Raw genomic sequence first — 22,538 nt, 5'->3', positions numbered from 1 at the left:
ATCTGCGGGCCATTGGGCGCAAGAGATGCCGCGCTAGCGCGCGGTTCGCGGAAGAAAGACACCAAAATGCCTCCAATCGAAAGGGTTCAAGGCCCAGACATTAAAGGGATGCGCTGACGCGCGAGCTTCCATAAAGCTGCGACATCGTCGGATGTCAATGACAATCCGTAGGAAAAGTCAATTGAAACAACAGTTTAGAATTATTCTAAACTACGACTGTCAACTTATGCGTCTTTCTGCACCGGTCTTGCCGTTGAACTGTACGATTGACAGCTGCCATTCCGGGTGCGACCCGCAAAAGCTCTCTTGCGGCGGCACCAGACAATTGCCACTTGGCGAGACATCCTAGGATAGAAGCGGGATTGGAATGCGATGAAGAACGGTGTGGTCATTGTCGGCGCGGGTCATGCGGGCGTGCAAGCGGCCGCCAGTCTGCGCGAAGACGGCTATGACGGGCCGGTGATCCTCGTCGGGGATGAGGACGAACTTCCCTATCACAAGCCGCCGCTGTCGAAGACTTTCATCAAGGATGCCGAGGCCAAGCCGCAACCCTTGCGCGGCGAGGCCTTTTACACCGGCAGCGCCATCGATTACCGGCCTGGCGTCAGGATCGATCGCATCGATGCCGAGCGCCGCAGCCTGGAGATATCAGGCGGTGGCGCGCTTGCTTTTGATCACCTGATCCTGGCGACCGGCTCGCGCCCGCGCACCCTGCCGTTGCCCGGCTCGGACCTGTCCGGCGTGCTGTCGCTGCGCTCGCTGGCCGATGCGCGGCTGATCCGCGACCTCAGCGCGCAAAGCGACGAAATCGTCATCCTCGGCGGCGGTTTCATCGGGCTGGAGATAGCAGCCACACTGCGGGCCACCGGCCGCACGGTGACAGTGGTGGAGGCCGTGGACCGGCTACTCGGCCGCGCCGTGGCGCCGGTGGTGGCGAGCCACGTCCGGCAACGGCTGGAAGCGACAGGCGTGCGCATTCTCACCGGCACCTCGATCGCCAGGCTCGATGGCGAAAACGGTCATGTCACGGCCGCCATCACCTCGTCAGGCGAAAGGCTGCCGGCGCGCATGGTCATCGTCGGCATTGGTGCCATGCCGAATGTCGAACTGGCGCAGTCTGCAGGCCTCGGCATCGCCAACGGCATCCGCGTCGATCATCAGATGCGCACGTCGATGCCGGAGATTCTTGCCATTGGCGATGCTGCCTCCTACCGTCACTGGTTCACCGGCGGCGACGTGCGGCTGGAATCGGTGCAGAACGCCACCGATCAGGCGCGGCTTGCCGCGCGCACGATATCAGGCCACACCGACGCCTATTCGGCGGTGCCATGGTTCTGGTCGGACATCGGCGACATGAAATTGCAGATGGTCGGCCTGACCGCCGGCGGCGACAGCCATGTCGTGCTGGGCGACCTGCCCGAAAACAAATTCTCGATCTACCACTATGCCGGCGACCGGCTGCTCGGCATCGAATCGGTCAACCGCCCCGGCGACCACATGCTTGGCCGCAAGATGCTCGGCGCCGGCTTTTCGCCGACGCCGGAAACGGTTGCTGAGGGACCTGACGGTTTGAAGGCGGCGCTGGCCGCGTTTCAGCAGGATGAGCCTGCCAGGGCTGCGGGCTAGCCCCCGCTTACCCTCCCTTGTGGGGAGGGTCGCTGTGAAGCAGCGGGGTGGGGTCTGCGCGAGGCGCCCCACCCGGACCTTCGGTCCGACCTCCCCACAAGGGGGAGGTAGAAGTTCAGGCGGCGCAGACTTCGCGGATCGAGCTTTCCAGGATGTCGAGTGCTTCGTTCATGACTTCGTCCTGGATGGTGATCGGCGCCAGGAAGCGGATGACGTTGCCGTAGACACCGCAGGTCAGCAGGATCAGGCCCTTGTCGAGCGCCTTCAACCGGATCGCATTGGCGATCTCGGCCGACGGCAGGCCCTTCTTGACGTCGTTGAACTCGACCGCGTTCATGAAGCCGAGGCCTCTGATGTCGACGATCTCGGGCACGTCGTCGCGGATCGACTGCAACCGCTGCTTCAGCCTTGCGCCCAGCGTGTTGGCGCGGTCGCACAGGTTTTCGTCCTCGATCACGTCGAGCACGGCGTGCGCGGCGGCAACGCCGATCGGGCTGCCGCCATAGGTGCCGCCTAGCCCGCCGGGGCCGGGCGCATCCATGATTTCGGCGCGGCCGGTGACCGCCGCCAGCGGAAAACCGCCGGCCAGGCTCTTGGCCATGGTGGTGATGTCGGCCGCCACCTCATGGTGATCCATCGCAAACATCTTGCCGGTGCGGGCAAAGCCGGTCTGCACTTCGTCGGCAATCAGCAGCATGCCGTGCTGGTCGCAAAGCTTGCGCAGCGCAACCAGGAAGTCACGCGGCGCCTCGTAGAAGCCGCCCTCGCCCTGAACCGGCTCGATGATGATGGCGGCGACGCGGGCCGGATCGACATCGGCCTTGAACAGCCGGTCGAGCGCCGCCAGCGAGTCGGCGACCGAGACACCGTGCAGCGGCACCGGGAACGGCGCATGATAGACATCGCCCGGCATGGCGCCGAAGCCGACCTTGTAGGGCACGACCTTGCCGGTCAGTGCCATGCCCATGAAGGTGCGGCCATGGAAACCGCCGGCGAAGGCGATGACCGCCTGACGGCCGGTGGCATTGCGGGCGATCTTGATGGCGTTCTCTACCGCCTCCGCCCCGGTGGTGACGAAGATCGTCTTCTTCTCGAACTTGCCGGGCAGCATGCCGTTCAGCCGTTCGGCCAGGCGCACATAGCTCTCATAGGGCACCACCTGGTGGCAGGTGTGGGTGAAGCGGTCGAGTTGTGCCTTGACCGCTTCGATCACCCTGGGATGGCGATGCCCGGTGTTGACGACGGCGATGCCCGACGAGAAATCGATATAGCGACGCCCCTCGACATCCCAGATTTCCGAATTTTCAGCCCGGTCGGCATAGATCTGCGTGGTCATGCCGACACCGCGGGAAATCGATTGGTTCTTGCGTTCGGAAATGGCTGAATTCTTCATCGTATCCCTCACCGGGCCGGCGCCCGTCCTGTTTGATGCCGTTGAGACATCTTCTGACCTTATTTCACGTTTTCCTCAAGTCGGCACCACCGGCAGGCGATTGGGCCTGCGGTGGGCAGATCCCGGCGCTTAACCAGTCAGGCGATACACGTACGAGACCGGTTTCCTTTTCCCGGGGATCGACTATCCTCTGGATGTCCACGAGGCATCGCGACCAGCGAGCCGCCGCGGCCGGGGGAGCCCATGAGCAGGAACGTGACTTCGCCCGTCTCGCAGCCGTCGGTCCAAGCTCCCGGTCTTTTGTCTTTTCCAGCCGCCCCGGCGCTTTTCGCCTGCACGGCTGCGCTGCTTTTGGTCGGCTGCCAGAAGCAGGAAGCGGTGGACAAGAAACTGCAGATCATGGTGCGCACCGAAACGGTGGCGATGGCCGACTATGCGCCAAGGACCTCGCTGACCGGGGTGATCGCGGCGCGTACGCTGAACAATCTGTCGTTCCGGGTCGGCGGTCGCGTCGCCGAACGGTTTGTCGATGTCGGCCAGCATGTCGATCAAGGCACGGTGCTTGCCCGGATCGATCCGCAGGAGCAGGAATCCGATTTGCGCTCGGCGCAGGCCGATCTCGACGCGGCACAGGCGCAATTGACCCAGTCCGCCGCCGCCTTCGAACGGCAGAAGACGCTGCTCGCCCAGGGTTTCACCACCAGGCGCGATTATGACGCCGCGGACCAGGCCCTGAAGGTGGCACAAGGCAGCGTCGATGCCGCGCAGAGCGCTTTCTCCAACGCCCAGCAAAACCTGTCCTTCACCGAGCTCAAGGCCGGTGCCGCCGGCGTGATTACCGCCCGCCAAGTCGAAGCCGGCCAAGTGGTGCAAGCCGCGCAAACCGTCTTCACCGTCGCCGAGGACGGTGACCGCGACGCGGTATTCAACGTGCAGGAGACGCTGATCGCCAAGACACCGGCATCGCCTGCGGTGACGATCACGCTGTTGTCCGATCCGCAGGTCAGGGCGACGGGCAAGGTCCGCGAAATCTCGCCCGCGGTCGACCCGGCTTCGGGCTCGATCCGGGTCAAGGTCGCCATTCCCGACACGCCCGCCGACATGCCGCTGGGGGCAGCCGTCATCGGCTCGGTAAGCGCCAAGCCGGCGAAGGCGATCCTGCTGCCTTGGCAGGCGCTGACGTCCAGCGGCGGCAAGCCGGCGGTCTGGATCGTCGATCCCTCGACCAAGGCGGTGACGATGGCGCCGGTCGAAGTGCTGGCGTTCAATTCGGGCACGGTCGTGATCACCAAGGGGCTGGACGCGGGCCAGAGCGTCGTCACCGCTGGAGGACAGCTGCTCAGCCCTGGACAGACGATCGAGATATCGGGAGCGGGCCAATGAGCCGGACGCCACGCATCCTGCTCGGCGTGCTCATGCTCGGCGCGCTGGCATCCTGCTCCAAGTCGGAGGAAAAGCCGCCCGAGATCATCCGACCGGTGCTGTCGATGGTGATCGAGCCGCGCACCACGCAAATCTTCGGTTTTGCCGGATCCGTCGAACCGCAGGTCAGCGCCGACCTGGCCTTCCGCCTGCTTGGCCGGGTCGTCTCGCGCGACGTCCAGGTCGGCGACATCGTCAGCAAGGGCACGACGATAGCGGCACTCGATCCGACCGCGCTGGAGTTGGGCCTCCAGGCGGCCAAGGCGGAACTGTCCAATGCCGAGGCGCAGCTCGCCAACTCCGCCGCCAGCGAGGAACGGCAGCGCCAGTTGCTCGCCTCGGCCAACGCCACACAAGCTGTCTTCGATGCCGCGCAGCAGGCGCGCAAAGCTGCGGAGGCAGGTGTCGAGCGGGCCAAGGCTTCGCTTGCCAAATCGCAGGAGCAGCTCGGCTACGCCAGGCTGTTCTCTGATTTCGACGGTGTCGTCACCGCGGTCGGCGCCGAAGTTGGCCAGACGGTCTCGCCCGGCCAGACCGTCGTCACCGTGGCGCGTTCGGACCTGCGCGAGGCGGTGGTCGACATTCCCGATCAATTGACCGGTGATCTTGAGGCCGGCACGCCCTTCCAGGTGATCCTGCAGTCGCTGCCGACGATCCAGACCGGGGCCAAGCTGCGCGAGATCGCACCGCAATCCGAGGGCTCGACCCGCACGCGGCGCGTCAAGCTGACGCTCACGGATCCGCCACAGGCCTTCCGGCTCGGCTCGACGGTAACGGCGACCCGCGTGACCAAGGTGGCACCGACGATCGAACTGCCGATGTCGGCGCTGTTCGAAAAGAACGGTTCCGCGAAAGTGTGGATCGTCGACCCGCAGACATCCAGCGTGAACGCACGCGACATCAAGATCGCGTCGAAGAATGGCGTTATCTTCACCGTGGCCGAAGGGCTTGACGCGGGCATGCGTGTCGTCACGGCGGGCGTCCACAGCCTGAGCGAAGGCCAGAAGGTGAAAGTGCTCGAGGGAGGCGCCTCATGAAAGGCTTCAATCTCTCCGACTGGGCGCTCAACCACCGCTCCATGGTCTGGTATTTCATGCTGGTCTTCGTCGTGGCTGGCGTGTTCTCCTACCTCAATCTCGGCCGTGAAGAAGACCCCAACTTCACCATCAAGACGATGATCATCCAGGCCAACTGGCCGGGCGCCTCGGTCAAGGAAACCGTGCAGCAGGTGACCGACCGTATCGAGAAGAAACTCGAGGAACTCGACAGCCTCGACTACACCAAGTCCGTCACCACGGCCGGCCAGACCGTCATCTTCGTCAACCTGAAGGACACCACCAAGGCACGCGATGTCGTGCCGAACTGGATTCAGGTGCGCAACATGGTCAACGACATCGGGGCGCAGTTTCCGCAGGGGGTGCAGGGACCGTTCTTCAACGACCGCTTCGGCGACGTCTATGGCAACATCTACGCCTTCACATCGGACGGGCTGACGCCGCGCCAGTTGCGCGACTATGTCGAGGACGCCAGAACAAAAATCCTGACCGTGCCCAACGCCGGCAAGGTCGACCTAGTCGGCGCCCAGGACGAGGCGATCTATCTCGAATTCTCGACCCGCCAGATCGCCGCCCTCGGCCTCAACCAGCAAGCGATCGTGGCGAGCCTGCAGGCGCAGAACGCGATCACGCCGTCCGGCGTCATTCAGTCCGGGCCGGAGCGCATCAGCGTGCGTGTCGGCGGGCAGTTCACCTCCGAGGACAGCCTGCGCGCCATCAATCTGCGCGTCAATGACCGCTTCTTCCGCCTCAGCGACGTGGCGACGATCACGCGCGGCTATGTCGATCCGCCTACGGCGCTATTCCGCTTCAACGGCCAGGACGCGATCGGGCTCGCCATCGGCATGAAACCCAACGCCAACCTGCTCGAATTCGGCGAGGCGCTGCACAAGGAGATGGACAAGGTGCTGGCCGACCTGCCGGTCGGTGTCGGCGTGCATCTGGTGGCCGACCAGCCGGTCATTGTCGAGGAGGCCGTCTCGGGCTTTACGCGCGCGCTGTTCGAGGCGGTCGCCATCGTGCTCGCGGTGTCGTTCATCAGCCTCGGCATGCGCGCCGGCTTCGTCGTGGCGCTGTCGATCCCGCTGGTGCTGGCCATCACCTTCACGGTCATGGCCTATCTCGGCATTTCGCTGCAGCGGATTTCCCTGGGTGCGCTGATCATCGCGCTCGGGCTTCTGGTCGACGACGCGATGATCGCGGTCGAGATGATGGTGGCGCGGCTGGAGGTCGGCGACAATCTGCGCAAGGCGGCGACCTATGTCTACACATCGACCGCCTTTCCGATGCTGACCGGTACGCTGGTGACGGTCGCCGGCTTCATCCCGATCGGCCTCAACAACAGCGCCGCCGGCGAATATACCTTCACCCTGTTCGTGGTCATCGCCGTTTCGCTGCTGGTGTCATGGGTCGTGGCGGTGCTGTTTGCGCCACTGCTCGGCGTCACCATCCTGCCGGCGACGATGAAAACCAAGCATCACGACCAGCCCGGCCGCTTCACCTCGCTTTTCCGGCGCGTGCTTGTCGGCTCGGTGCGCCATCACTGGCTGACCATCATCGTCACCGTGCTTTTGTTTGCCGGCTCGATCGCCGGCTTCGGGCTGGTGCAGCAGCAGTTCTTTCCGCCATCGGACCGGCCGGAGCTGATCGTCGACTGGAACCTGCCGCAGAATGCCTCGATCGCCGATACGCGCGACCAGATGGAGCGGTTCGAGCAGCGGGCGCTGGTCGGCAATCCCGACATCGACCATTTTTCGTCCTATATCGGCCAGGGCGCGGTGCGTTTCGTGCTCGCCTATGACGTGCAGCCGGCCAACCCCTATTTCGGCCAGACCGTCATCGTCACCAAGAGCATCGCGGCCCGCAACCGGGTCAAGCCGGCGCTTGAAAAACTGCTGCGCGAGGAGTTCGTCGGCACCGACGCCTTCGTCAAGCCGCTCGAACTCGGGCCCCCGGTCGGCCGCCCGGTGCAGTATCGCGTCGGCGGTCCCGACATCCAGACGGTGCGCGGGCTGGCGCAGCAATTCGCCGGTATCATTTCCGCCAACCCCAAGCTTGCCGCGCCGACCTTCGACTGGAACGAGCCGCAACGCGTGCTGAGGGTCGACGTGCTGCAGGACAAGGCACGCCAGCTTGGCATCACCTCTTCCGACATCGCCAGCGCGCTCAACAGCACCGTCGGCGGCGCTACCATCACGCAGGTGCGTGACGCCACCTACCTGATCAATGTCGTGGCGCGCTCGCGTGGGTCCGAACGCGGCTCGATCGAAACCTTGCAGAACATGCAGCTGCCGACCAGTACCGGCGAGGCGATCCCGCTCGCGGCCGTCGCCAACTTCCGCTACGATCTGGAGCAGCCAACGGTGTGGCGACGCGACCGCATCCCGACCATCACCGTGCGCGCCGGACTGGTCGGCGACGTGCTGCCGGCCACCGTCGTCAACGAATTGAAGCCTTCGGTCGATGCCTTCACCGCCAAGCTGCCGCCGGGCTATTCGATCGCCACCGCCGGCTCGGTCGAGGAGAGTGCCAAAAGCCAAGGACCGATCGCCGCCGTCGTGCCGTTGATGCTGTTCGTCATGGCGACGATCCTGATGGTGCAATTGCAGAGTTTCCAGCGCCTGTTCCTGGTGGTGGCGGTGGCGCCGCTCGGCCTGATCGGCGTTGTGGCGGCCCTTGTGCTGAGCGGCGCGCCGCTCGGCTTCGTCGCCATCCTCGGCGTGCTGGCGCTGATCGGCATCCTGATCCGCAACTCGGTCATCCTGATCGTGCAGATCGAGGATCTCGTCCGGGAAGGCAAGGACCGCTGGGCGGCCGTCATCGAGGCGACGGAACACCGCATGCGGCCAATCGCGCTGACGGCGGCGGCCGCAAGTCTCGCCCTGATCCCGATCGCGCGCGAAGTGTTCTGGGGCCCGATGGCCTATGCCATGATGGGCGGCATCATCGCCGGCACGGCGATCACGCTGCTGTTCCTGCCAGCGCTTTATGTGACGTGGTTCAGGATCAAGGAGCCGAAAGCCCAGGAAGAGCTACCCGTGGAGAGCGGCGAACCGGTGCAAGCTCAGACTTAAGGCTTTGCCGGGTCATTCGTTGTCGTTGGAGGGTACGGGGCGTGACTTGGCGCGTTGCCACGGCGACGATTTTGAGGTGCGCCAGGCATGCCAACCTTTCGGCAAATCGGCCAACTCCACGATGGTTTCATCCAGTTGAACCACCTCTTGCAGGCCTACGAGCATTACCTCGCGTTCATCCCATTCTCGAGTGTCGCTGCTGTAGAATTGCCAACTGCCACCTTCGTCGTTGTAGCTGTCGTCGTCGTCATCTTCATGCACAACGTATGCGATCCAGTCGCCACGTTTAAATAGGCTCTTGTCCGACAACACCGCGAGGTTGGGCGGATCCGCAAACTTCCATTCCTCCATCGGAATCCCTGAAGACGGTTGGTTCTGCACACAGGAAGACGAATTCAGGCGGTTCTCACAAACCCGTCGCTCGCTCTCAGCAGGTTGCGAGTATAGTCCTTCGTCACGCGGCGTTCGACGAGATCCGCCGCCGCCAGATTCTCCACCGCCTCGCCGCTTTGCATCACCATCAGCCGCTCGCACATATGGGTGATGATGGCGAGGTCGTGGCTGACCATCAGGAAGGTCAGCTTGCGCCGCTTGCGTACCTCTTCCAACAGGTTGAGCACTTCCGCCTGCACCGAGGCATCGAGCGCCGAGGTCGGCTCGTCGAGCAGCAGGATCGAAGGTTCGAGGATCAGGGCACGGGCAATCGCCACGCGCTGGCGCTGGCCGCCCGATAGTTGGTGCGAATAGCGGAAGCGAAAGCCGTTTCCCAGCCCGACCTCGTCGAGCGCCCGCTGGATGCGCTTTTCGCCATCGGCGAAGCCGTGGATGGCAAGCGGCTCCTGCAGCAGGCGGTCGACGGTCTGGCGCGGGTGCAGCGAGCCGTACGGATCCTGGAAGACCATCTGCACTTCGCGGTAGAAGGCCTTGTCGCGGCGTGGCCCGAGCGTCTTGCCGTTGACGGCGATGCTGCCCGATGCGACCGGCGCAAGGCCGGCGATGGCCCGAAGCAGCGTCGATTTGCCGGAGCCGGATTCACCGACCAGGCCAAAGGATTCACCCGGCTGCACGTCGAGGCTGACGCCCTTCAGTGCGCGAAAACGGTCGAAGATCACTTCCAGCCTGTCGACGGCAATCGCAGAAGTCATGCCGCCCACTCCGGCTTGCGGTCGAGCACCGGCAGCGGGTGGCGGTCGGCACCGATCTTGGGCATGCAATTGAGCAAGCCGCGCGTGTAGGGATGCTGGGCATGGCCGAGTTCGGACGCCTTGAGCTGCTCGACCACCTTGCCGGCATACATGACGATGACGCGGTCGCAGAAGGATGAGACCAGGCGCAGATCGTGCGAGATGAAGATCAGCCCCATGCCGCGCTCACTGACCAGCCGGTCGAGAATGCCGAGCACATCAAGCTGCACGGTGACGTCGAGCGCCGAGGTCGGCTCGTCGGCGATCATCATTTCCGGACCGGCGATCAGCATCATGGCGATCATGGCGCGCTGGCCCATGCCGCCGGACACTTCATGCGGATGCAGGTTGAAGACGCGAGAGGGATCACGGATCTGCACCGCCTCCAGCATGGCCAATGCGCGGTCGCGCGCCTCGGCCTTGCCGACCTTTTCATGCGTGCGCAGCGTTTCGACGATCTGGCGGCCGATGCTCATCACCGGGTCGAGCGAGTATTTCGGATCCTGCAGGATCATGGCGATGCGTTTGCCGCGCAGCGCCCGACGTTCGCGCGGCGAGACGCTGAGCAGGTCGATGCCGTCGAAGGCGAGCTTGTTGGCCGATATCCGCGCCTGCGGCGGCGTCAGACCCATGATGGCGCGGCCGGTCTGCGATTTGCCGGAGCCGGATTCTCCGACGATGCCGAGCCGTTCGCGGCCGAGCGAGAAGGAGACGCCGCGAACCGCCTCGATCAGCCCGGTGCGGGTCGGGAAGGTGACGCGCAGGTCGTCGACCTCGAGCAGCGTCTTCGTTTCCCTGCTCATTGGTCACCACTGCGGGGATCGAGCGCGTCGCGCAGGCCGTCGCCGAGCAGGTTGAAGCCGAGGCTGACGATGAGGATGGCGAAGCCCGGCGCACCGGCCACCCACCACTGGTCGAGCACGAAGCGGCGGCCCGACGCGATCATCGTGCCCCATTCCGGCAGCGGCGGTTGCGCGCCGAGGCCGAGGAAACCGAGCCCGGCGGCGGTCAGGATGATGCCGGCCATGTCGAGCGTCACCCTGACGATCAGGGACGAAATGCAAAGCGGCATGATATGGCGCAGCACGATGCGGAAGGGCGAGGCGCCCATCAGCTGCACCGCCTTGATGTAATCGGAATTGCGCACCGTCAGCGTCTCTGCCCGCGCGATGCGGGCGTAGGGCGGCCATGAGGTGATGGCGATGGCCAGCACCGCATTCTCGATGCCGGGGCCAAGTGCTGCAACAAACGCCAGCGCCAGGATCAGCTTGGGAAAGGCGAGAAAGATGTCGGTGATGCGCATCAGGATGGCATCGGTCCAGCCGCCGGCATAGCCGGCCACCGTGCCGACCAGAAGGCCGATCGGTGCCGCGATGATGGCGACCAGGATGACCACATAAAGGGTCCAGCGCGAGCCGTAGAGGATGCGCGACAGGATATCGCGGCCGAGATCGTCGGTGCCGAACCAGTGCTCGGCGCTCGGCGCCAGCAGGCGCGCGTTCTTCAGGTCGCCGAACGTCGGAGAATAAGGCGCCAGCACACCGGCAAGGGCGGCAACGATCAGCAAGGCAATGATAATGAGCAGGCCGAGAAAGGCCAGCCGGTTGGCGGAAAAGCGCCGCCACGCCACATAGGCGCGGCCGAGCCTCGCCTGGGTGCGCGAGGCCGGCCGCTCGCTGAGCAGCCAGTCGCGACGAGAGAGAGGACGGGCGTCGGAGGCGGTCATGATGATGCCTCTTGGAGCTGTCGACCCCCACTCCGGCCTGCTTCGCAGACCACCTCTCCCCCGCTCGACGGGGGAGAGGAAAGGCGCGAAGCGTGCGACCGGCTTTTCCTCTCCCCCGGGCAGGGGGAGAGGTGACCCGAAGGGCCGGAGTGGGGGTGATTGGCCGCAGCTGGAGCAATTCCAGGAAAAGTGTGAAACGGTTTTCCGTCCGGAATTGCGTAAAAACAAGGAGTTAGAGCGGGTAGCCGTTTCCGTGAAACGGTGAACTGCTCTAGGCCCGAAAGTGGAATACCTCTGCTCATTGAACCTTCGTCCTCGGATCGAGCACCCGATACAGAAGGTCGGAGAGGAGATTGATGGCGATGAACACCGAGCCGATGACTATGGTGCCGCCGAGCACCGCATTCATGTCGGCGTTCTGCAGCGAGTTGGTTATGTAGAGGCCGATGCCCGGCCATGAGAAGACGGTCTCGGTCAGCACCGAACCTTCGAGCAGCCCGGCATAGGAGAGCGCGATCACCGTCACCATCGGCACCGCCGCATTGCGCAGCGCGTGGCCCCAGATGATGCGGGTTTCCGACAGTCCCTTGGCGCGCGCCGCGACGATATATTCCTGCGACAATTCGTTGAGCATGAACGAGCGCGTCATGCGGCTGATATAGGCGAGCGAGAAATAGCCGAGCAGCGAGGCCGGCAGGATGATGTGGCGGAAGGCGTCGTAAAAAACGTCCCACTGCCCCTGCATCGCAGAGTCGAGGAGATAGAAGCCAGTGATCGGCGTAAAGGTGTATTCGTAGACGATGTCGAGCCGCGCGGGGAAGGCAACCCATTGCAGCTTGGCGTAAAACAGCACCAGCGCCAGCAGTCCCAGCCAAAAGATCGGCACGGAATAGCCGATCAGGCCGATGATACGCACGATCTGGTCGATGAGACTGCCGCGCTTGACCGCCGCCAGCACGCCGAGCGGCACGCCAAACAGCGCCCCGATCAGCGTCCCCAGCGTCGCCAGTTCCGTCGTGGCCGGCAGCGCCCGGCGAATGTCGGTCATGACCGGATTGGTGGTCAGCACGGAGACACCGAAATTGCCGTTCAGGGCATTTTTCACATAGATGTAGAACTGCTCCACCAGCGGCAAATCGAGGCCCATCTCGCGGCGCGTGCGCTCGACGACATTGGCCGGCGCCCGGTCGCCGAGCACCGCCAGCACCGGGTCGATCGGGATGACGCGACCGATGAAGAAGGTGACCGCGAGCAGACCAAGATAGGTCGTGATCGCGATGACCAGGAAACGGCCAAGCGATGATGCAATAGCGACGGCACGGGCGCTGCCGCGCCCCGCCGCCACTTCCTTTTCAACCGTGCTCATGCGGCGTGTCCGCGAGCACTATTCCTTGGACACCGGCCCGACGAAATTGCTGTCGAAGCTCGGGCCGAGGGCAAAGCCCTTGAGGTTCTTGCGCAGGCCGGCCACTTCCAGCTGCTGGTGGATGACGACGAAGGGGCTGGTGTCCAGGATCTTCTTCTCGAGATCCTTGTACATGTCAGCGCGCTTGCCGGCGTCCTTCTCGAGCAGCGCTGCTTCCGTCTCCTTGGTCAGGTCCGGAATGTCCCAGGCGTTGCGCCAGGCCAGCGTCTTGGACTTACCCGCATCCGAGTTGTCCGGATTCGAGGCAAAGGTCTGGGCGTTGGAATTCGGGTCGAAATAATCCTGGCCCCACTGGCCGATATAGATGTCGTGGTTGCGGGCGCGGTACTTGGTCAGCGTCTGCTTGCCGTCGCCCGGGATGATCTCGAGCTTGATGCCGGCCTGTCCGAGCGTCTGCTGGATCGATTCCGCCATGCCGGTCGTCGGCTGACCGGTGCGTACGTCCATGGTTACGCTGAAGCCGTCGGGCAGACCGGCCTTGGCCAGCAATTCCTTGGCCTTGGCGACATCGAACTTGAACGGATTCTCATCCAATTCGCCGAGCACACCCTTCGGCAGGAAGGTCTGGTGGATTTCGCCGATGCCCTTGAGGATCGTCGAGCTCAGCGCATCGTAGTCGACCAGGTATTTGAAGGCTTGGCGGACCTCGGGCTTGGCGAGGTTGGCATTCTTCTGGTTGAGGCTGATGTAATAGACCGTGCCCTTCGGCGCGCTGGTCGAGATGAGATCGGCGTTCTTGGCGATGGCGTCGAGGTCGTTCGGCTCGAGATTGCGGGCAACGTCGATGTCGCCGGCCTCGAGCGCCAGGCGCTGGCCCGAGCTTTCCTTCATGTTGCGGTAGATGACGCGGGCAAGCTTGGCCTTCTCGCCGTAGTAATTATCGTTGCGCTCGAGAACGACCACCTCATTGGCCCGCCATTCGCGCAGCTTGAAGACGCCGGAGCCGGCATAGCCGGTCTTCAGCCAGGCATTGCCGAAATCATTGTCCCATTTGTAGTCGGCGCTCGGCGTCACCGCAGCGACATGTTCCTTGACCAGCTTGGCGTCGACCACCGATGCAACCGTTGCCGACAGGCAGTTCAGCACGAAGCTCGGCGCATAGGCCTTGTCGACGGTGAACTGGAAGGTGGTCTCGTCGACCGCCTTGGCCTTCTCGGCGACGTTGTCGCCGCTGATGCCGAATTGGCCGATGATGAAGGCCGGGCTCTTGTCGAGCTTGACGGCGCGTTCGAACGACCAGGCGACGTCGGCCGCGGTGATCGGATTGCCGGAAGCGAATTTCAGGCCGGGCTTGAGCTTGAATGTGTAGGTCAGGCCGTCATCGGAGACGGTCCAGCTTTCGGCAAGGTCTCCCTTGACCTTGGAGGTGTCGCTGAGGTCGAGACGGACAAGCAGATCATACGTGTTGCCGGTGACCTCGGCGGTCGACAGCTCGAACGCCTCGCCCGGATCCATGGAGATGATGTCGTCGATCGCGAAACCTTCGACCAGCGTGTCGGCGGGCGTGACCGCACCGGCGGGCGCGCCGGCCAGAAGCAGCGCGGACATGGCTGCACCCGCCAGCAGGAAGCGAGAGCGTAGAGCAAACTTTTCCATCATCATCGTGATTGTTCCCTGTTTTGTTGTTTGTTGACCTGAGTTCCCGGCTCAGGGTTGTGCAATTCTTTTCGGGCCTGGAGAAGGCCCCAGTGATCTCTTACCGTTGCGGTTTTTGTCCAGTTGGTCAACACCATATCCGGCAGCCTCGTGGCGGGCAACGAGCATTTATACGATGGCTCAATGGGCCAGAAAGGCCGGTGGGATGTCGACGCATCGGCCAGCCAATCGAGGCTGCCGATCGAGGATAATCTGGCGAATGTCGCGGCTATCTCAGCGCCGCGACCAGGCTGGTGTCAGGGAAGCAGGTGGCGGCGCGGCCGTTCTTGGCTTGCCAAATGCCGATCGAACGGCGGGTCTTGAAGCCGGGCAGGCCATCGGCGCTGCCGACGTCATAGCCCTTGGCTTCCAGCGCGCGTTGCAGAGCGGCTATGTCCGAACGGTGGAGCCCGCCGACCGCGCCCCAGCTGCCGGCAAAATTCGAATCGCCATGGGCGATGCGATCGGCGCCATGGCCGATGAACAGCGCGTAGAGGTCGCTGGTGTTGTACTGCTTCAGCACGTAGAAATTGGGCGTGGCGATAAAGGCCGGACCGCTGCGCCCTGCCGGCATCAGCAGGAAGCCTTCGGCCTTCATCTCACTCGCTGGAAACGGCTTGCCGCCGACGCGCCTAACGCCCATTGCCGCCCATTCGGAGATTTTCTTGCCCTGGTCCGGGCCTTCCAACGAACAGGAAACGCTTTCCGGCACCATCACCTCGAAACCCCAGCCACGGCCCTTTACCCAGCCATAGTGGACGAGATAATTGGCGATCGAGGCCAGCACGTCCGGCGTCGAGTTCCAGATGTCGGCGCGGCCGTCGCCGTCGAAATCGACGGCATGTTTCAGGAACGAGGTCGGCATGAATTGCGGCTGGCCGAGCGCTCCGGCCCAGGACGATTTCATCGCGCCGACCGGAGCCAGCCCGCGCTCGACGATCTCGAGTGCAGCAAGCAGTTCGGTGCGGAAGAAGTCCTTCCTGGTCGACATGAACGCTTTGGTGCCCAGCACTTCGAAGGCGTCGTAGGGCATCTTCGCCGCGCCGAATCCGGTCTCGCGGCCCCAGATCGCCAGCAGCACTTCGCCCGGCACGCCGTAGCGCTTTTCGATAGATGCAAGTGTCCTGGCATTGGTGGCTTCGCGCGCCCGGCCGCCCGCCGTCACCGCGCGAACCGTCTTCTCGGCGAAATAGGCGCCGGGTGAGCCGAATTCGGCCTGGTGCTGCTTCTGCGGCGTGGTCGTCTTATCGCCCGGCTTGACCAGGTCGGGCAGCTTCAGATTGGGATTGATGCCGTCGAAGGCGGCATCGAGGGTGGCTTTGGAAATGCCTTTCGCCCTGGCTTGCGGCCAAAGGTCGTTCTGCAGCCAGGCGCGAAACTGGTCGTCGATCTTTGCGGCGGAGGCGGGGGTGGAAAGGAGGACCGCGAGAAGAACTGCAAAAAAGGAAAACAGAGCCAATCTGAGAGGTTTGCGTTCCTTCACACCCCCCTCTGTCCTGCCGGACATCTCCCCCGCAAGGGGGGAGATTGGCCGCTTCATCGGCGGCGCTCTTGTTGCAATGTCGGCGATTTGCGAAAACAAAGATGACATCCGATCTCCCCCCTTGCGGGGGAGATGTCCGGCAGGACAGAGGGGGGTGCTTGGCACCAGCCTCGACGGATGCGCAACAATCATGATCCGCATCCTCTGCCGCAACTTTGTCAAAACGCCGTCCGCGAGCGCAGCGCCGCGGCCAGCGTGCCCTCGTCGAGATAGTCGAGTTCGCCGCCGACAGGCACGCCATGCGCCAGTCGTGTCACCTTGATATCGAAGCCGGACAGCTGATCGGTGAGGTAATGCGCGGTCGTCTGGCCCTCCACCGTAGCATTGACGGCGAGGATGATCTCCTTGACCTCGCCACCGGCGACGCGGTCGATCAGCGAGCGCATGTTGAGCTGCTCGGGGCCGATGCCGTCGAGCGGGGACAGCGTGCCGCCGAGAACGTGGTAACGCACATTCATCGCCGCCGCGCGCTCCAGCGCCCACAGGTCGGAGACGTCCTCGACGACAATGATGGTGCCGGCATCTCGGCGCGGATCGGTGCAGATCATGCAAGGGTCCGATGTATCGACATTGCCGCAGGTCGAGCAGATGCGCACCTTGTCGGCCGCCTCGGCCATGGCGGCGGCCAGCGGCGACAGAAGCTGCTCCTTCTTCTTGATCAGATGAAGGGCGGCACGCCTGGCCGAACGGGGACCCAGCCCCGGCACCTTGGCCAGGAGCTGGATCAGACGTTCGATCTCGGGACCGGCGATTCGCTTCGACATCGCTCTGATCTAGGATTTTTCAGAGCGCTTTGGAACATCCGCATACGCATGACCGCCATATTGGCCTTGGCGGACCAAAATGGGCGGGGCCCATGGGATCATGGAGAGCAGATCAGTTGGTTTCGAGCGGCCGGCCCTGGCTGACGATCATCGCGCCGACAGCGTCGGTGTTCTCAGGCGTCGACTGGAAACCCATAGACGCCTCTTGCGGCGCTTCCTCGACCGAGGAGATGACCCTCGTCCTTGTGTTCAAGGTTCCGCCAAAACGGGCGGCATCCGGTTCCTCCATCGGCTCCTGCATCGCCACCACCGTCGGCTCCGCCGAGACACGCGCAGATTTCGCGGCCGGCGCGGCGGCCGCGGTCATATAGGTCTGTTGGGCAGGAGCGGACCGGACGGTGGCCGGCTTGGCCGGACGCACCGGCTCGGCGGACGCGACCATCGTCACCGGCTCCGCTGGCTTCTGCGGCGCCGCCGAGGCAATGGCGACCTGCGGCTCGTCCGGCAGCGGCTGCCAGTTGCGGCCGCGCTTCTCGTAAAAGGCATTGCCGCCGGCAACCATGGTGTAGTGCATGTTCTTGTAGGGGAAGCGTAGGCCGGCGGTGTGGAAGAACATGGTGTTCTTGAGCTTGGACTTGCGCTCCCCCTTCAGCACCGCGTCGGCGGCTTCCTCGACATCGGGCATTGCGCGTGAATTCATCGGCCTTGTCATGACGCCGGGGGCAAACTGCCCGCGCTCGCCCACCACCGCGCAGATGGTGCTGCCGTGCTTGCCGGAGCGCAGCCGGTTCATCACCACCGTGCCGACCGCGATCATGCCGTCGCGGCTCGAGCGGTTGGATTCAAAGAACATCGCCCGTTCCAGGCATTCCTTGTCCTTCGGCGTGTGGCTGTACGCCCGGGAGCTCAGGAAACCCGGCGTGATGGCGTCGGTCAGGCTGGCGACGGACATGCCGTGTGAAGTGGTCTGGCTACAGGCAGCCAAAAACAGGGGTGAAATGACGGCGCCGAGCAACAGCGGCGTCTTCCATCGCGTAGAAATCAACAGGTAACCCTCTCACTTCGTGCCCGCCCCCAGGCTGCGGCAAGAATGAGACACTTTCGGGCAAAATGATGGCCAAAACGTTATTAACAACGCGCTGTTGCCAAATTGGCACAATTTCCTGGTTTTCCAGATAGATCGCACCCATCATTTCACAAAGGCGATGACCTCTCTCTCTTTGTTTCGCCGCAATTGCCCCAAGGGAAAGCACTACGCGCTTTTCCCGGGCAAACGCTGTTAATTTCTCCTGGAACCGGTCTGCAGCCCGGCCGCAATCACGGCCGCTGGCCAGGCTCAAGCTCCTCGACCTTCTCCGAAAACAGGCCGCGCCGGAGGAACAGCGTCCGCGCCTCCCTGGCCGTCGGGGCGATCTTTCCCGGCCAGTCGCTGTCAATGAACTCAGCCTTGGTGAAGTCCGGATTTGTCTCGCTTGCCGCCTCCAGGAATTCGGCGATCTCCAGCACGATCGCGCGCTCGTCCTTCGAAAGCGCCGATGTGCCGGCTTCGATCGAAGGGCGATGGACGAAATCCTCGAACAGATAGAAATAACCCTTGATGCCGACGAGATCGACGCCGTCGTCACAATCGGCCAGGATTTCCAGGATCTCGTAGATCCTGTTGCGGATACGCTGCTCGATCAGTCTTTCGGAGGGCTCTTCGGTCATGTCGATGATGGGCGCGCACGCCGAATGCTAGAAGGGCAGTTTCATTCCCGGCGGGATCGGCAGACCTGCGGTCAGCGCCTTGGTCTTTTCCTGCATGATCTGCTCGACCTTGGTCTTGGCGTCGTTGTGAGCGGCCAGCACCAGGTCTTCCAGGATCTCGACATCGTCTTCCTTGAACAGAGACGGATCGATCTTCAGCGACTTCATCTCGAATTTTCCGGTCAGCGTCACATTGACCAGGCCGCCGCCGGCCTGGCCGGACGCTTCCAGCGTGGCGATCTCGTCCTGCATGGCCTGGAACTTGGCCTGCATTTCCTTCGCCTTGCCCATCAGGCCGAGAAGATCTTTCATGGTCGGGTCCTTTGCGGATTCGTGGCTGGATCAGGGTTCATCGTCGTCAGCCGGCGGCTCGACCGGCACTTCAGCCTCTGTCGTTTCGGCTTCCGGCGCGTCTGGAATGCGCACGTCGATGATCTTGGCGCCGGGAAAGCGCGCCAGGATAGCGGCCACGGTCGGGTCGCTCTTGGCATCGAGAAAAGCCGTCTCGCGCTTGGCCGATTCCATTTCGGCGAGCGTCTGGCCGCCCTCTTCCTTCGACAGCGAGACCAGCCAGCTGCGGCCGGTCCAGGCGCGCAATTTCGTCGTCAGGTCGTTGAGCAGCATCTTGGGCGCATCGCCGGTCAGGCCGACGTCGATGCGGCCGGGCTCGATGCGCACAAACCGGATGCAGCTCTTGACCAGCACCTTGAAGGCGATGTCGCGCTGCGCGTCGGCGAGCGCAATGATGTCGGCCAGCGATTTCAGCGGCGCCGATTGCGCCTCCATGACCGGCTCCGGCGGAGCGACGTAGGCAACGGCAGCAGGCGAGGCTTCGACCAGCCGCATGGTCTGCGCACCGCCCGATCCGGATGGCATGCGCGTCTGCGCCACCGCGCCGGCGCCACCGCCATTGCCGGAACTTGCCGACGTCCCATTCGGGCGCGGCGCGCCATTCTGCATAGGCGCAGCGCCCTCGAGCGATCTCAACGCCTCATCCAGCGTCGGCAGATCGGCGGCATGCGCCAGCCGGATCAGCACCATTTCGGCGGCACTCACCGGCCGGTTGGAGGACTGCACTTCGGGAATGCCCTTGAGCAGCATCTGCCATGTCCGTGACAGCACCCTGACCGACAGCGTCCTTGCGAAATCGGCGCCGCGCTGCCGCTCGTCCTCCGACAGCGAGGCATCCTCGATGGCCGTCGGCACGAAACGCAGCCGGGTGACGAGATGGTTGAATTCGGCAAGGTCGGTCAGCACGGCGGCCGGATCGGCGCCGGTGTCATACTGCGCACGGAATTCGCCAAGGGCGGCTGCCACATCACCCTTCATCACATGTTCGAACAGATCGACGATGCGGGCGCGGTCGGCAAGTCCCAGCATCGCCCGCACAGCCGCGGCACCGACAGTGCCGGCGCCATGGGCAATCGCCTGGTCGAGGATGGAGAGCGAATCACGGGCCGAGCCTTCGGCGGCGCGCGCGATCATCGCCAGCGCGTCGTCGTCGACCGCAATGCCTTCCTGGGCCGAGATCGAGCCGAGATGCGCGACCAGCGCGCCGGCGTCGATGCGCCTCAGGTCGAAGCGCTGGCAGCGCGACAGGACAGTGATCGGGACCTTGCGGATTTCGGTGGTGGCGAAGATGAATTTGACGTGCGGCGGCGGCTCTTCCAGCGTCTTCAGCAGGCCGTTGAAGGCCTGCGTCGACAGCATGTGCACTTCGTCGATGATATAGACCTTGTAACGGGCCGAGACCGGCGCATAGCGCACGCGCTCGATGATATCCCTGATGTCGTCGATGCCGGTATGCGAGGCGGCGTCCATCTCGATGACGTCGACATGGCGGCCCTCCATGATCGCCTGGCAATGCTCGCCGAGCACCGCGAGGTCGACCGAAGGCTGGTCGATATCAGCGGTTTTATAATTCAGGGCCCGCGCGAGGATGCGCGCCGTCGTGGTCTTGCCGACGCCGCGCACCCCGGTCAGCATCCAGGCCTGGGCGATGCGGCCGGTGGCAAAGGCATTGGTGAGGGTGCGCACCATCGGCTCCTGGCCGACCAGCTCGGAGAAGTTCGAAGGACGGTACTTGCGCGCCAGCACGCGATAGGCGGCGGCCTTGCCTATCTCCAGGCTTTTTGGTCCCGAATTTCCGGCTTCGCTCATACGCCCGTAAAGCTCCAAATGACCGCGCCCGAAGGCGGCCGATTCCTGCGCATAGTCTCGCCCGCGCTGCAATGCGTCGTCAATGTCGCGAGAGGGGCCGATGAGGTGGGAGGCTGGAACAATGACCCGTTCCGGGCTCGTTAGGGCTGCTTCCTTCCGGACCTGACCCGGTTGGCGAGTGGATCGTCCACCACCAACCTCCCGCTTTCCATATCGGCAATTGCGCGACGAAATGCAAGTCCGCCGAAGAAATCGCAAAAATATGGAATTGGCGCACCAATGCGTGAGGGGCGCAATGATTCGCTTGCAGCCCCCTTGCCGCCGCTCTAGCCTTCATGTGTTGAGCAAACCAAGAAAAGCAAGGGAAACGCCGATGCTGCCGGGCCTGGAGGCCGGATTCACGCTGGACGCACGGCTGGAGGCGGACAGCGAGCAGTTGATGTGGCTTGGGCTGTGCGAATTGCGGGTGATGAACGACCGCCGCTGGCCATGGCTGCTGCTGGTGCCGCAGCGGCCTGGCGCGGAGGAAATCCATGACATGACGCCGCTCGACCAGACGATGCTGACCTTCGAGACCAATATGGTGGCGCAGGCGCTGAAGAAGGCGACCGGCTGCACCAAGATCAACACCGGCGCGCTCGGCAACATCGTGCGCCAGTTGCACATCCATGTCATCGCGCGTTCGGAAGGCGATCCCGGCTGGCCAGGCCCTGTGTGGGGACATGGTCTGCGAGAGCCCTATCAACGTTCCGACTTGCGACGGTTTGCCGAAACGATCAAGGCGGCGCTATAAGCGTTCCCCGTGTCCATCCCTCAACGTATCCCAGAGTCCCCATGAGCTTCCGCCTGTTTGACGCGCCTTTGCGCGAGCCGAGCCAGTTCGTCGGCTTTGCCGGCAACATGATCGACCGGCAGTCCGAGAACCGCGCCGACGATTCGGTCGACAAGGCGCTGGCCGACCCGGCGACGCGGCTGCTTCTGATGCATGGCGGCCGGCTCTATCTGAAGCTCGGCGATAGCGGCGCTCTCGACCCTTGGTTCGGCGCGACCGAGAGCGAGCCCTTCAAGGTTTCCCTGGCGCAAGGCATCCTGCTCGGCTTTTCCGAACGAGGACCGGTGCTGGCCGTGCCCGCCGGCGTCGAACCCGAACAGCTTCCGGAAGCAGTCAAGGCCATCGACTACCGCTCGGTCTACATGCAAGGGCTGATCGACGAGGCGGCGGCTGGCGCGATGGCGCAAGGGGCGGCCCTGCTTGCCTGGCATGCCAGCCATCGCTTCTGCAGCAAATGTGGTACGGAATCGCAGATGCGGGCCGGCGGCTACAAGCGCCATTGCCCGAATTGCGGCACCGAGCATTTTCCGCGCACCGACCCGGTGGCGATCATGCTGACGGCGACGCGGGAAAAATGCCTGCTCGGACGCGGCCGGCATTTCGCGCCGGGCATGTACTCGGCCCTTGCCGGCTTCATCGAGCCGGGCGAGACGATCGAGGCGGCGGTGCGCCGCGAGACGCTGGAAGAGGCCGGTATCCGGCTTGGCCGCGTCGTCTACCACGCCAGCCAGCCCTGGCCGTTCCCCTATTCGCTGATGATCGGCTGCTTCGGCGAGCCGCTCAATGACGATATCCAGGCCGACCTCAACGAGCTTGAGGACTGCCGCTGGTTTTTTCGCGACGAGGTGCGCCTGATGCTGGAAAGGACGCACAAGGACAATCTGGTCACGCCGCCGAAAGGCGCCATTGCGCATCACCTCATCCGCGCCTGGGTCGATTCAGAATGATGGCA

At 63.8% G+C, this 22,538-nt stretch carries 20 protein-coding genes and 1 other RNA gene; 6 read left to right on the top strand and 15 right to left on the bottom strand.

Translation table 11 applies throughout. From position 1 onward, the window contains the following. The first annotated feature begins 372 nt into the window (after positions 1-372). Positions 373-1,626, top strand: a complete 1,254-nt coding sequence (locus tag NKJ11_RS00675) for an NAD(P)/FAD-dependent oxidoreductase (RefSeq protein ID WP_352610759.1) — start codon at positions 373-375, stop codon at positions 1,624-1,626. A gap of 115 nt (positions 1,627-1,741) precedes the next feature. Here the strand turns inward: NKJ11_RS00675 and NKJ11_RS00670 are convergent, their stop codons facing one another. Beyond that, a complete protein-coding gene (locus tag NKJ11_RS00670) occupies positions 1,742-3,019 on the bottom strand; it encodes a 4-aminobutyrate--2-oxoglutarate transaminase (RefSeq protein ID WP_352610760.1) in 1,278 nt (425 codons plus the stop codon). Between the two features lie 243 nt (positions 3,020-3,262). Between NKJ11_RS00670 and NKJ11_RS00665 the strand changes: the two genes are divergently transcribed. From NKJ11_RS00665 to NKJ11_RS00655, 3 genes are read left to right on the top strand one after another with little or no spacing between them, the layout of a single operon-like run. After that, complete coding sequence (locus NKJ11_RS00665) at positions 3,263-4,402, top strand: efflux RND transporter periplasmic adaptor subunit (RefSeq protein ID WP_352610761.1); 1,140 nt, start codon at positions 3,263-3,265, stop codon at positions 4,400-4,402. After that, positions 4,399-5,478 carry an efflux RND transporter periplasmic adaptor subunit gene (locus tag NKJ11_RS00660; protein ID WP_352610763.1) on the top strand — a complete coding sequence of 360 codons (1,080 nt, stop codon included), beginning with the start codon at positions 4,399-4,401 and terminating at the stop codon, positions 5,476-5,478. The genes NKJ11_RS00665 and NKJ11_RS00660 overlap by 4 nt, the downstream gene beginning before the upstream one ends. Further along, a complete protein-coding gene (locus tag NKJ11_RS00655) occupies positions 5,475-8,570 on the top strand; it encodes an efflux RND transporter permease subunit (RefSeq protein WP_352792499.1) in 3,096 nt (1,031 codons plus the stop codon). Before NKJ11_RS00660 ends, NKJ11_RS00655 begins: the two co-directional genes overlap by 4 nt. A gap of 12 nt (positions 8,571-8,582) precedes the next feature. On the opposite strand, the gene NKJ11_RS00650 is transcribed toward NKJ11_RS00655, so the two are convergent. The 14 genes from NKJ11_RS00650 to ffs all read right to left on the bottom strand — a co-directional run bounded on the left by NKJ11_RS00650 (position 8,583) and on the right by ffs (position 20,956). Continuing rightward, positions 8,583-8,921, bottom strand: a complete 339-nt coding sequence (locus NKJ11_RS00650) for a hypothetical protein (protein WP_352792497.1) — start codon at positions 8,919-8,921, stop codon at positions 8,583-8,585. A 44-nt stretch (positions 8,922-8,965) separates the two neighbouring features. After that, positions 8,966-9,715 carry an ABC transporter ATP-binding protein gene (locus NKJ11_RS00645; protein ID WP_352554666.1) on the bottom strand — a complete coding sequence of 250 codons (750 nt, stop codon included), beginning with the start codon at positions 9,713-9,715 and terminating at the stop codon, positions 8,966-8,968. Next, positions 9,712-10,557: an ABC transporter ATP-binding protein gene (locus NKJ11_RS00640; RefSeq protein ID WP_031213315.1), complete on the bottom strand. Its 846-nt coding sequence runs from the start codon at positions 10,555-10,557 to the stop codon at positions 9,712-9,714. Before NKJ11_RS00640 ends, NKJ11_RS00645 begins: the two co-directional genes overlap by 4 nt. Next, a complete protein-coding gene (gene nikC, locus NKJ11_RS00635; protein ID WP_352773442.1) occupies positions 10,554-11,480 on the bottom strand; it encodes a nickel transporter permease in 927 nt (308 codons plus the stop codon). Before nikC ends, NKJ11_RS00640 begins: the two co-directional genes overlap by 4 nt. 298 nt (positions 11,481-11,778) lie before the next feature. Continuing rightward, positions 11,779-12,846 carry an ABC transporter permease gene (locus NKJ11_RS00630; protein ID WP_352792496.1) on the bottom strand — a complete coding sequence of 356 codons (1,068 nt, stop codon included), beginning with the start codon at positions 12,844-12,846 and terminating at the stop codon, positions 11,779-11,781. Between the two features lie 18 nt (positions 12,847-12,864). Beyond that, positions 12,865-14,508 (bottom strand): ABC transporter substrate-binding protein, encoded by a 1,644-nt coding sequence (locus tag NKJ11_RS00625; protein ID WP_128304322.1) that lies wholly within the window; start codon positions 14,506-14,508, stop codon positions 12,865-12,867. Positions 14,509-14,770: 262 nt separating this feature from the next. Continuing rightward, positions 14,771-16,048: a lytic murein transglycosylase gene (locus NKJ11_RS00620; RefSeq protein WP_352792495.1), complete on the bottom strand. Its 1,278-nt coding sequence runs from the start codon at positions 16,046-16,048 to the stop codon at positions 14,771-14,773. 194 nt (positions 16,049-16,242) lie between these two features. Beyond that, positions 16,243-16,848: a recombination mediator RecR gene (gene recR / locus NKJ11_RS00615; protein ID WP_128305643.1), complete on the bottom strand. Its 606-nt coding sequence runs from the start codon at positions 16,846-16,848 to the stop codon at positions 16,243-16,245. Positions 16,849-16,960: 112 nt separating this feature from the next. Next, positions 16,961-17,893 carry a cell wall hydrolase gene (locus NKJ11_RS00610; RefSeq protein ID WP_128305644.1) on the bottom strand — a complete coding sequence of 311 codons (933 nt, stop codon included), beginning with the start codon at positions 17,891-17,893 and terminating at the stop codon, positions 16,961-16,963. Next, a complete protein-coding gene (locus tag NKJ11_RS00605) occupies positions 17,820-18,188 on the bottom strand; it encodes a hypothetical protein (RefSeq protein ID WP_352610764.1) in 369 nt (122 codons plus the stop codon). Before NKJ11_RS00605 ends, NKJ11_RS00610 begins: the two co-directional genes overlap by 74 nt. After that, positions 18,166-18,555, bottom strand: a complete 390-nt coding sequence (locus NKJ11_RS00600; protein WP_127293990.1) for a hypothetical protein — start codon at positions 18,553-18,555, stop codon at positions 18,166-18,168. The genes NKJ11_RS00605 and NKJ11_RS00600 overlap by 23 nt, the downstream gene beginning before the upstream one ends. A gap of 27 nt (positions 18,556-18,582) precedes the next feature. After that, positions 18,583-18,906 (bottom strand): YbaB/EbfC family nucleoid-associated protein, encoded by a 324-nt coding sequence (locus NKJ11_RS00595; protein WP_013527931.1) that lies wholly within the window; start codon positions 18,904-18,906, stop codon positions 18,583-18,585. Between the two features lie 30 nt (positions 18,907-18,936). Beyond that, positions 18,937-20,754 (bottom strand): DNA polymerase III subunit gamma/tau, encoded by a 1,818-nt coding sequence (locus tag NKJ11_RS00590; RefSeq protein ID WP_352792494.1) that lies wholly within the window; start codon positions 20,752-20,754, stop codon positions 18,937-18,939. A 105-nt stretch (positions 20,755-20,859) separates the two neighbouring features. Then, positions 20,860-20,956, bottom strand: an RNA gene (gene ffs, locus NKJ11_RS00585) — signal recognition particle sRNA small type. 171 nt (positions 20,957-21,127) lie between these two features. On the opposite strand from ffs, the gene NKJ11_RS00580 reads away from it, so the two are divergent. Further along, positions 21,128-21,547 (top strand): HIT domain-containing protein, encoded by a 420-nt coding sequence (locus NKJ11_RS00580; protein WP_127293986.1) that lies wholly within the window; start codon positions 21,128-21,130, stop codon positions 21,545-21,547. Positions 21,548-21,588: 41 nt separating this feature from the next. Beyond that, positions 21,589-22,533, top strand: a complete 945-nt coding sequence (gene nudC, locus NKJ11_RS00575; protein ID WP_352631010.1) for an NAD(+) diphosphatase — start codon at positions 21,589-21,591, stop codon at positions 22,531-22,533. Positions 22,534-22,538 lie beyond the last annotated feature (5 nt).

This window comes from Mesorhizobium sp. M0243 (assembly GCF_040321775.1).
Lineage (GTDB): Bacteria > Pseudomonadota > Alphaproteobacteria > Rhizobiales > Rhizobiaceae > Mesorhizobium.
This window is presented reverse-complemented; position numbering and strand designations above follow the sequence as displayed.

Excerpts from the sequence above, each read along its gene's own strand:
- NKJ11_RS00595 (WP_013527931.1), bottom strand. The coding sequence starts at position 18,906 with ATGAAAGATCTTCTCGGCCTGATGGGCAAGGCGAAGGAAATGCAGGCC.
- NKJ11_RS00580 (WP_127293986.1), top strand. The coding sequence starts at position 21,128 with ATGCTGCCGGGCCTGGAGGCCGGATTCACGCTGGACGCACGGCTGGAG.
- NKJ11_RS00630 (WP_352792496.1), bottom strand. The coding sequence starts at position 12,846 with ATGAGCACGGTTGAAAAGGAAGTGGCGGCGGGGCGCGGCAGCGCCCGT.
- NKJ11_RS00625 (WP_128304322.1), bottom strand. The coding sequence starts at position 14,508 with ATGATGATGGAAAAGTTTGCTCTACGCTCTCGCTTCCTGCTGGCGGGT.
- NKJ11_RS00670 (WP_352610760.1), bottom strand. The coding sequence starts at position 3,019 with ATGAAGAATTCAGCCATTTCCGAACGCAAGAACCAATCGATTTCCCGC.
- NKJ11_RS00650 (WP_352792497.1), bottom strand. The coding sequence starts at position 8,921 with ATGGAGGAATGGAAGTTTGCGGATCCGCCCAACCTCGCGGTGTTGTCG.
- NKJ11_RS00600 (WP_127293990.1), bottom strand. The coding sequence starts at position 18,555 with ATGACCGAAGAGCCCTCCGAAAGACTGATCGAGCAGCGTATCCGCAAC.
- NKJ11_RS00640 (WP_031213315.1), bottom strand. The coding sequence starts at position 10,557 with ATGAGCAGGGAAACGAAGACGCTGCTCGAGGTCGACGACCTGCGCGTC.
- nudC (WP_352631010.1), top strand. The coding sequence starts at position 21,589 with ATGAGCTTCCGCCTGTTTGACGCGCCTTTGCGCGAGCCGAGCCAGTTC.
- NKJ11_RS00665 (WP_352610761.1), top strand. The coding sequence starts at position 3,263 with ATGAGCAGGAACGTGACTTCGCCCGTCTCGCAGCCGTCGGTCCAAGCT.
- NKJ11_RS00620 (WP_352792495.1), bottom strand. The coding sequence starts at position 16,048 with ATGTCCGGCAGGACAGAGGGGGGTGTGAAGGAACGCAAACCTCTCAGA.
- recR (WP_128305643.1), bottom strand. The coding sequence starts at position 16,848 with ATGTCGAAGCGAATCGCCGGTCCCGAGATCGAACGTCTGATCCAGCTC.
- NKJ11_RS00655 (WP_352792499.1), top strand. The coding sequence starts at position 5,475 with ATGAAAGGCTTCAATCTCTCCGACTGGGCGCTCAACCACCGCTCCATG.
- NKJ11_RS00660 (WP_352610763.1), top strand. The coding sequence starts at position 4,399 with ATGAGCCGGACGCCACGCATCCTGCTCGGCGTGCTCATGCTCGGCGCG.
- NKJ11_RS00590 (WP_352792494.1), bottom strand. The coding sequence starts at position 20,754 with ATGAGCGAAGCCGGAAATTCGGGACCAAAAAGCCTGGAGATAGGCAAG.
- nikC (WP_352773442.1), bottom strand. The coding sequence starts at position 11,480 with ATGACCGCCTCCGACGCCCGTCCTCTCTCTCGTCGCGACTGGCTGCTC.
- NKJ11_RS00675 (WP_352610759.1), top strand. The coding sequence starts at position 373 with ATGAAGAACGGTGTGGTCATTGTCGGCGCGGGTCATGCGGGCGTGCAA.
- NKJ11_RS00645 (WP_352554666.1), bottom strand. The coding sequence starts at position 9,715 with ATGACTTCTGCGATTGCCGTCGACAGGCTGGAAGTGATCTTCGACCGT.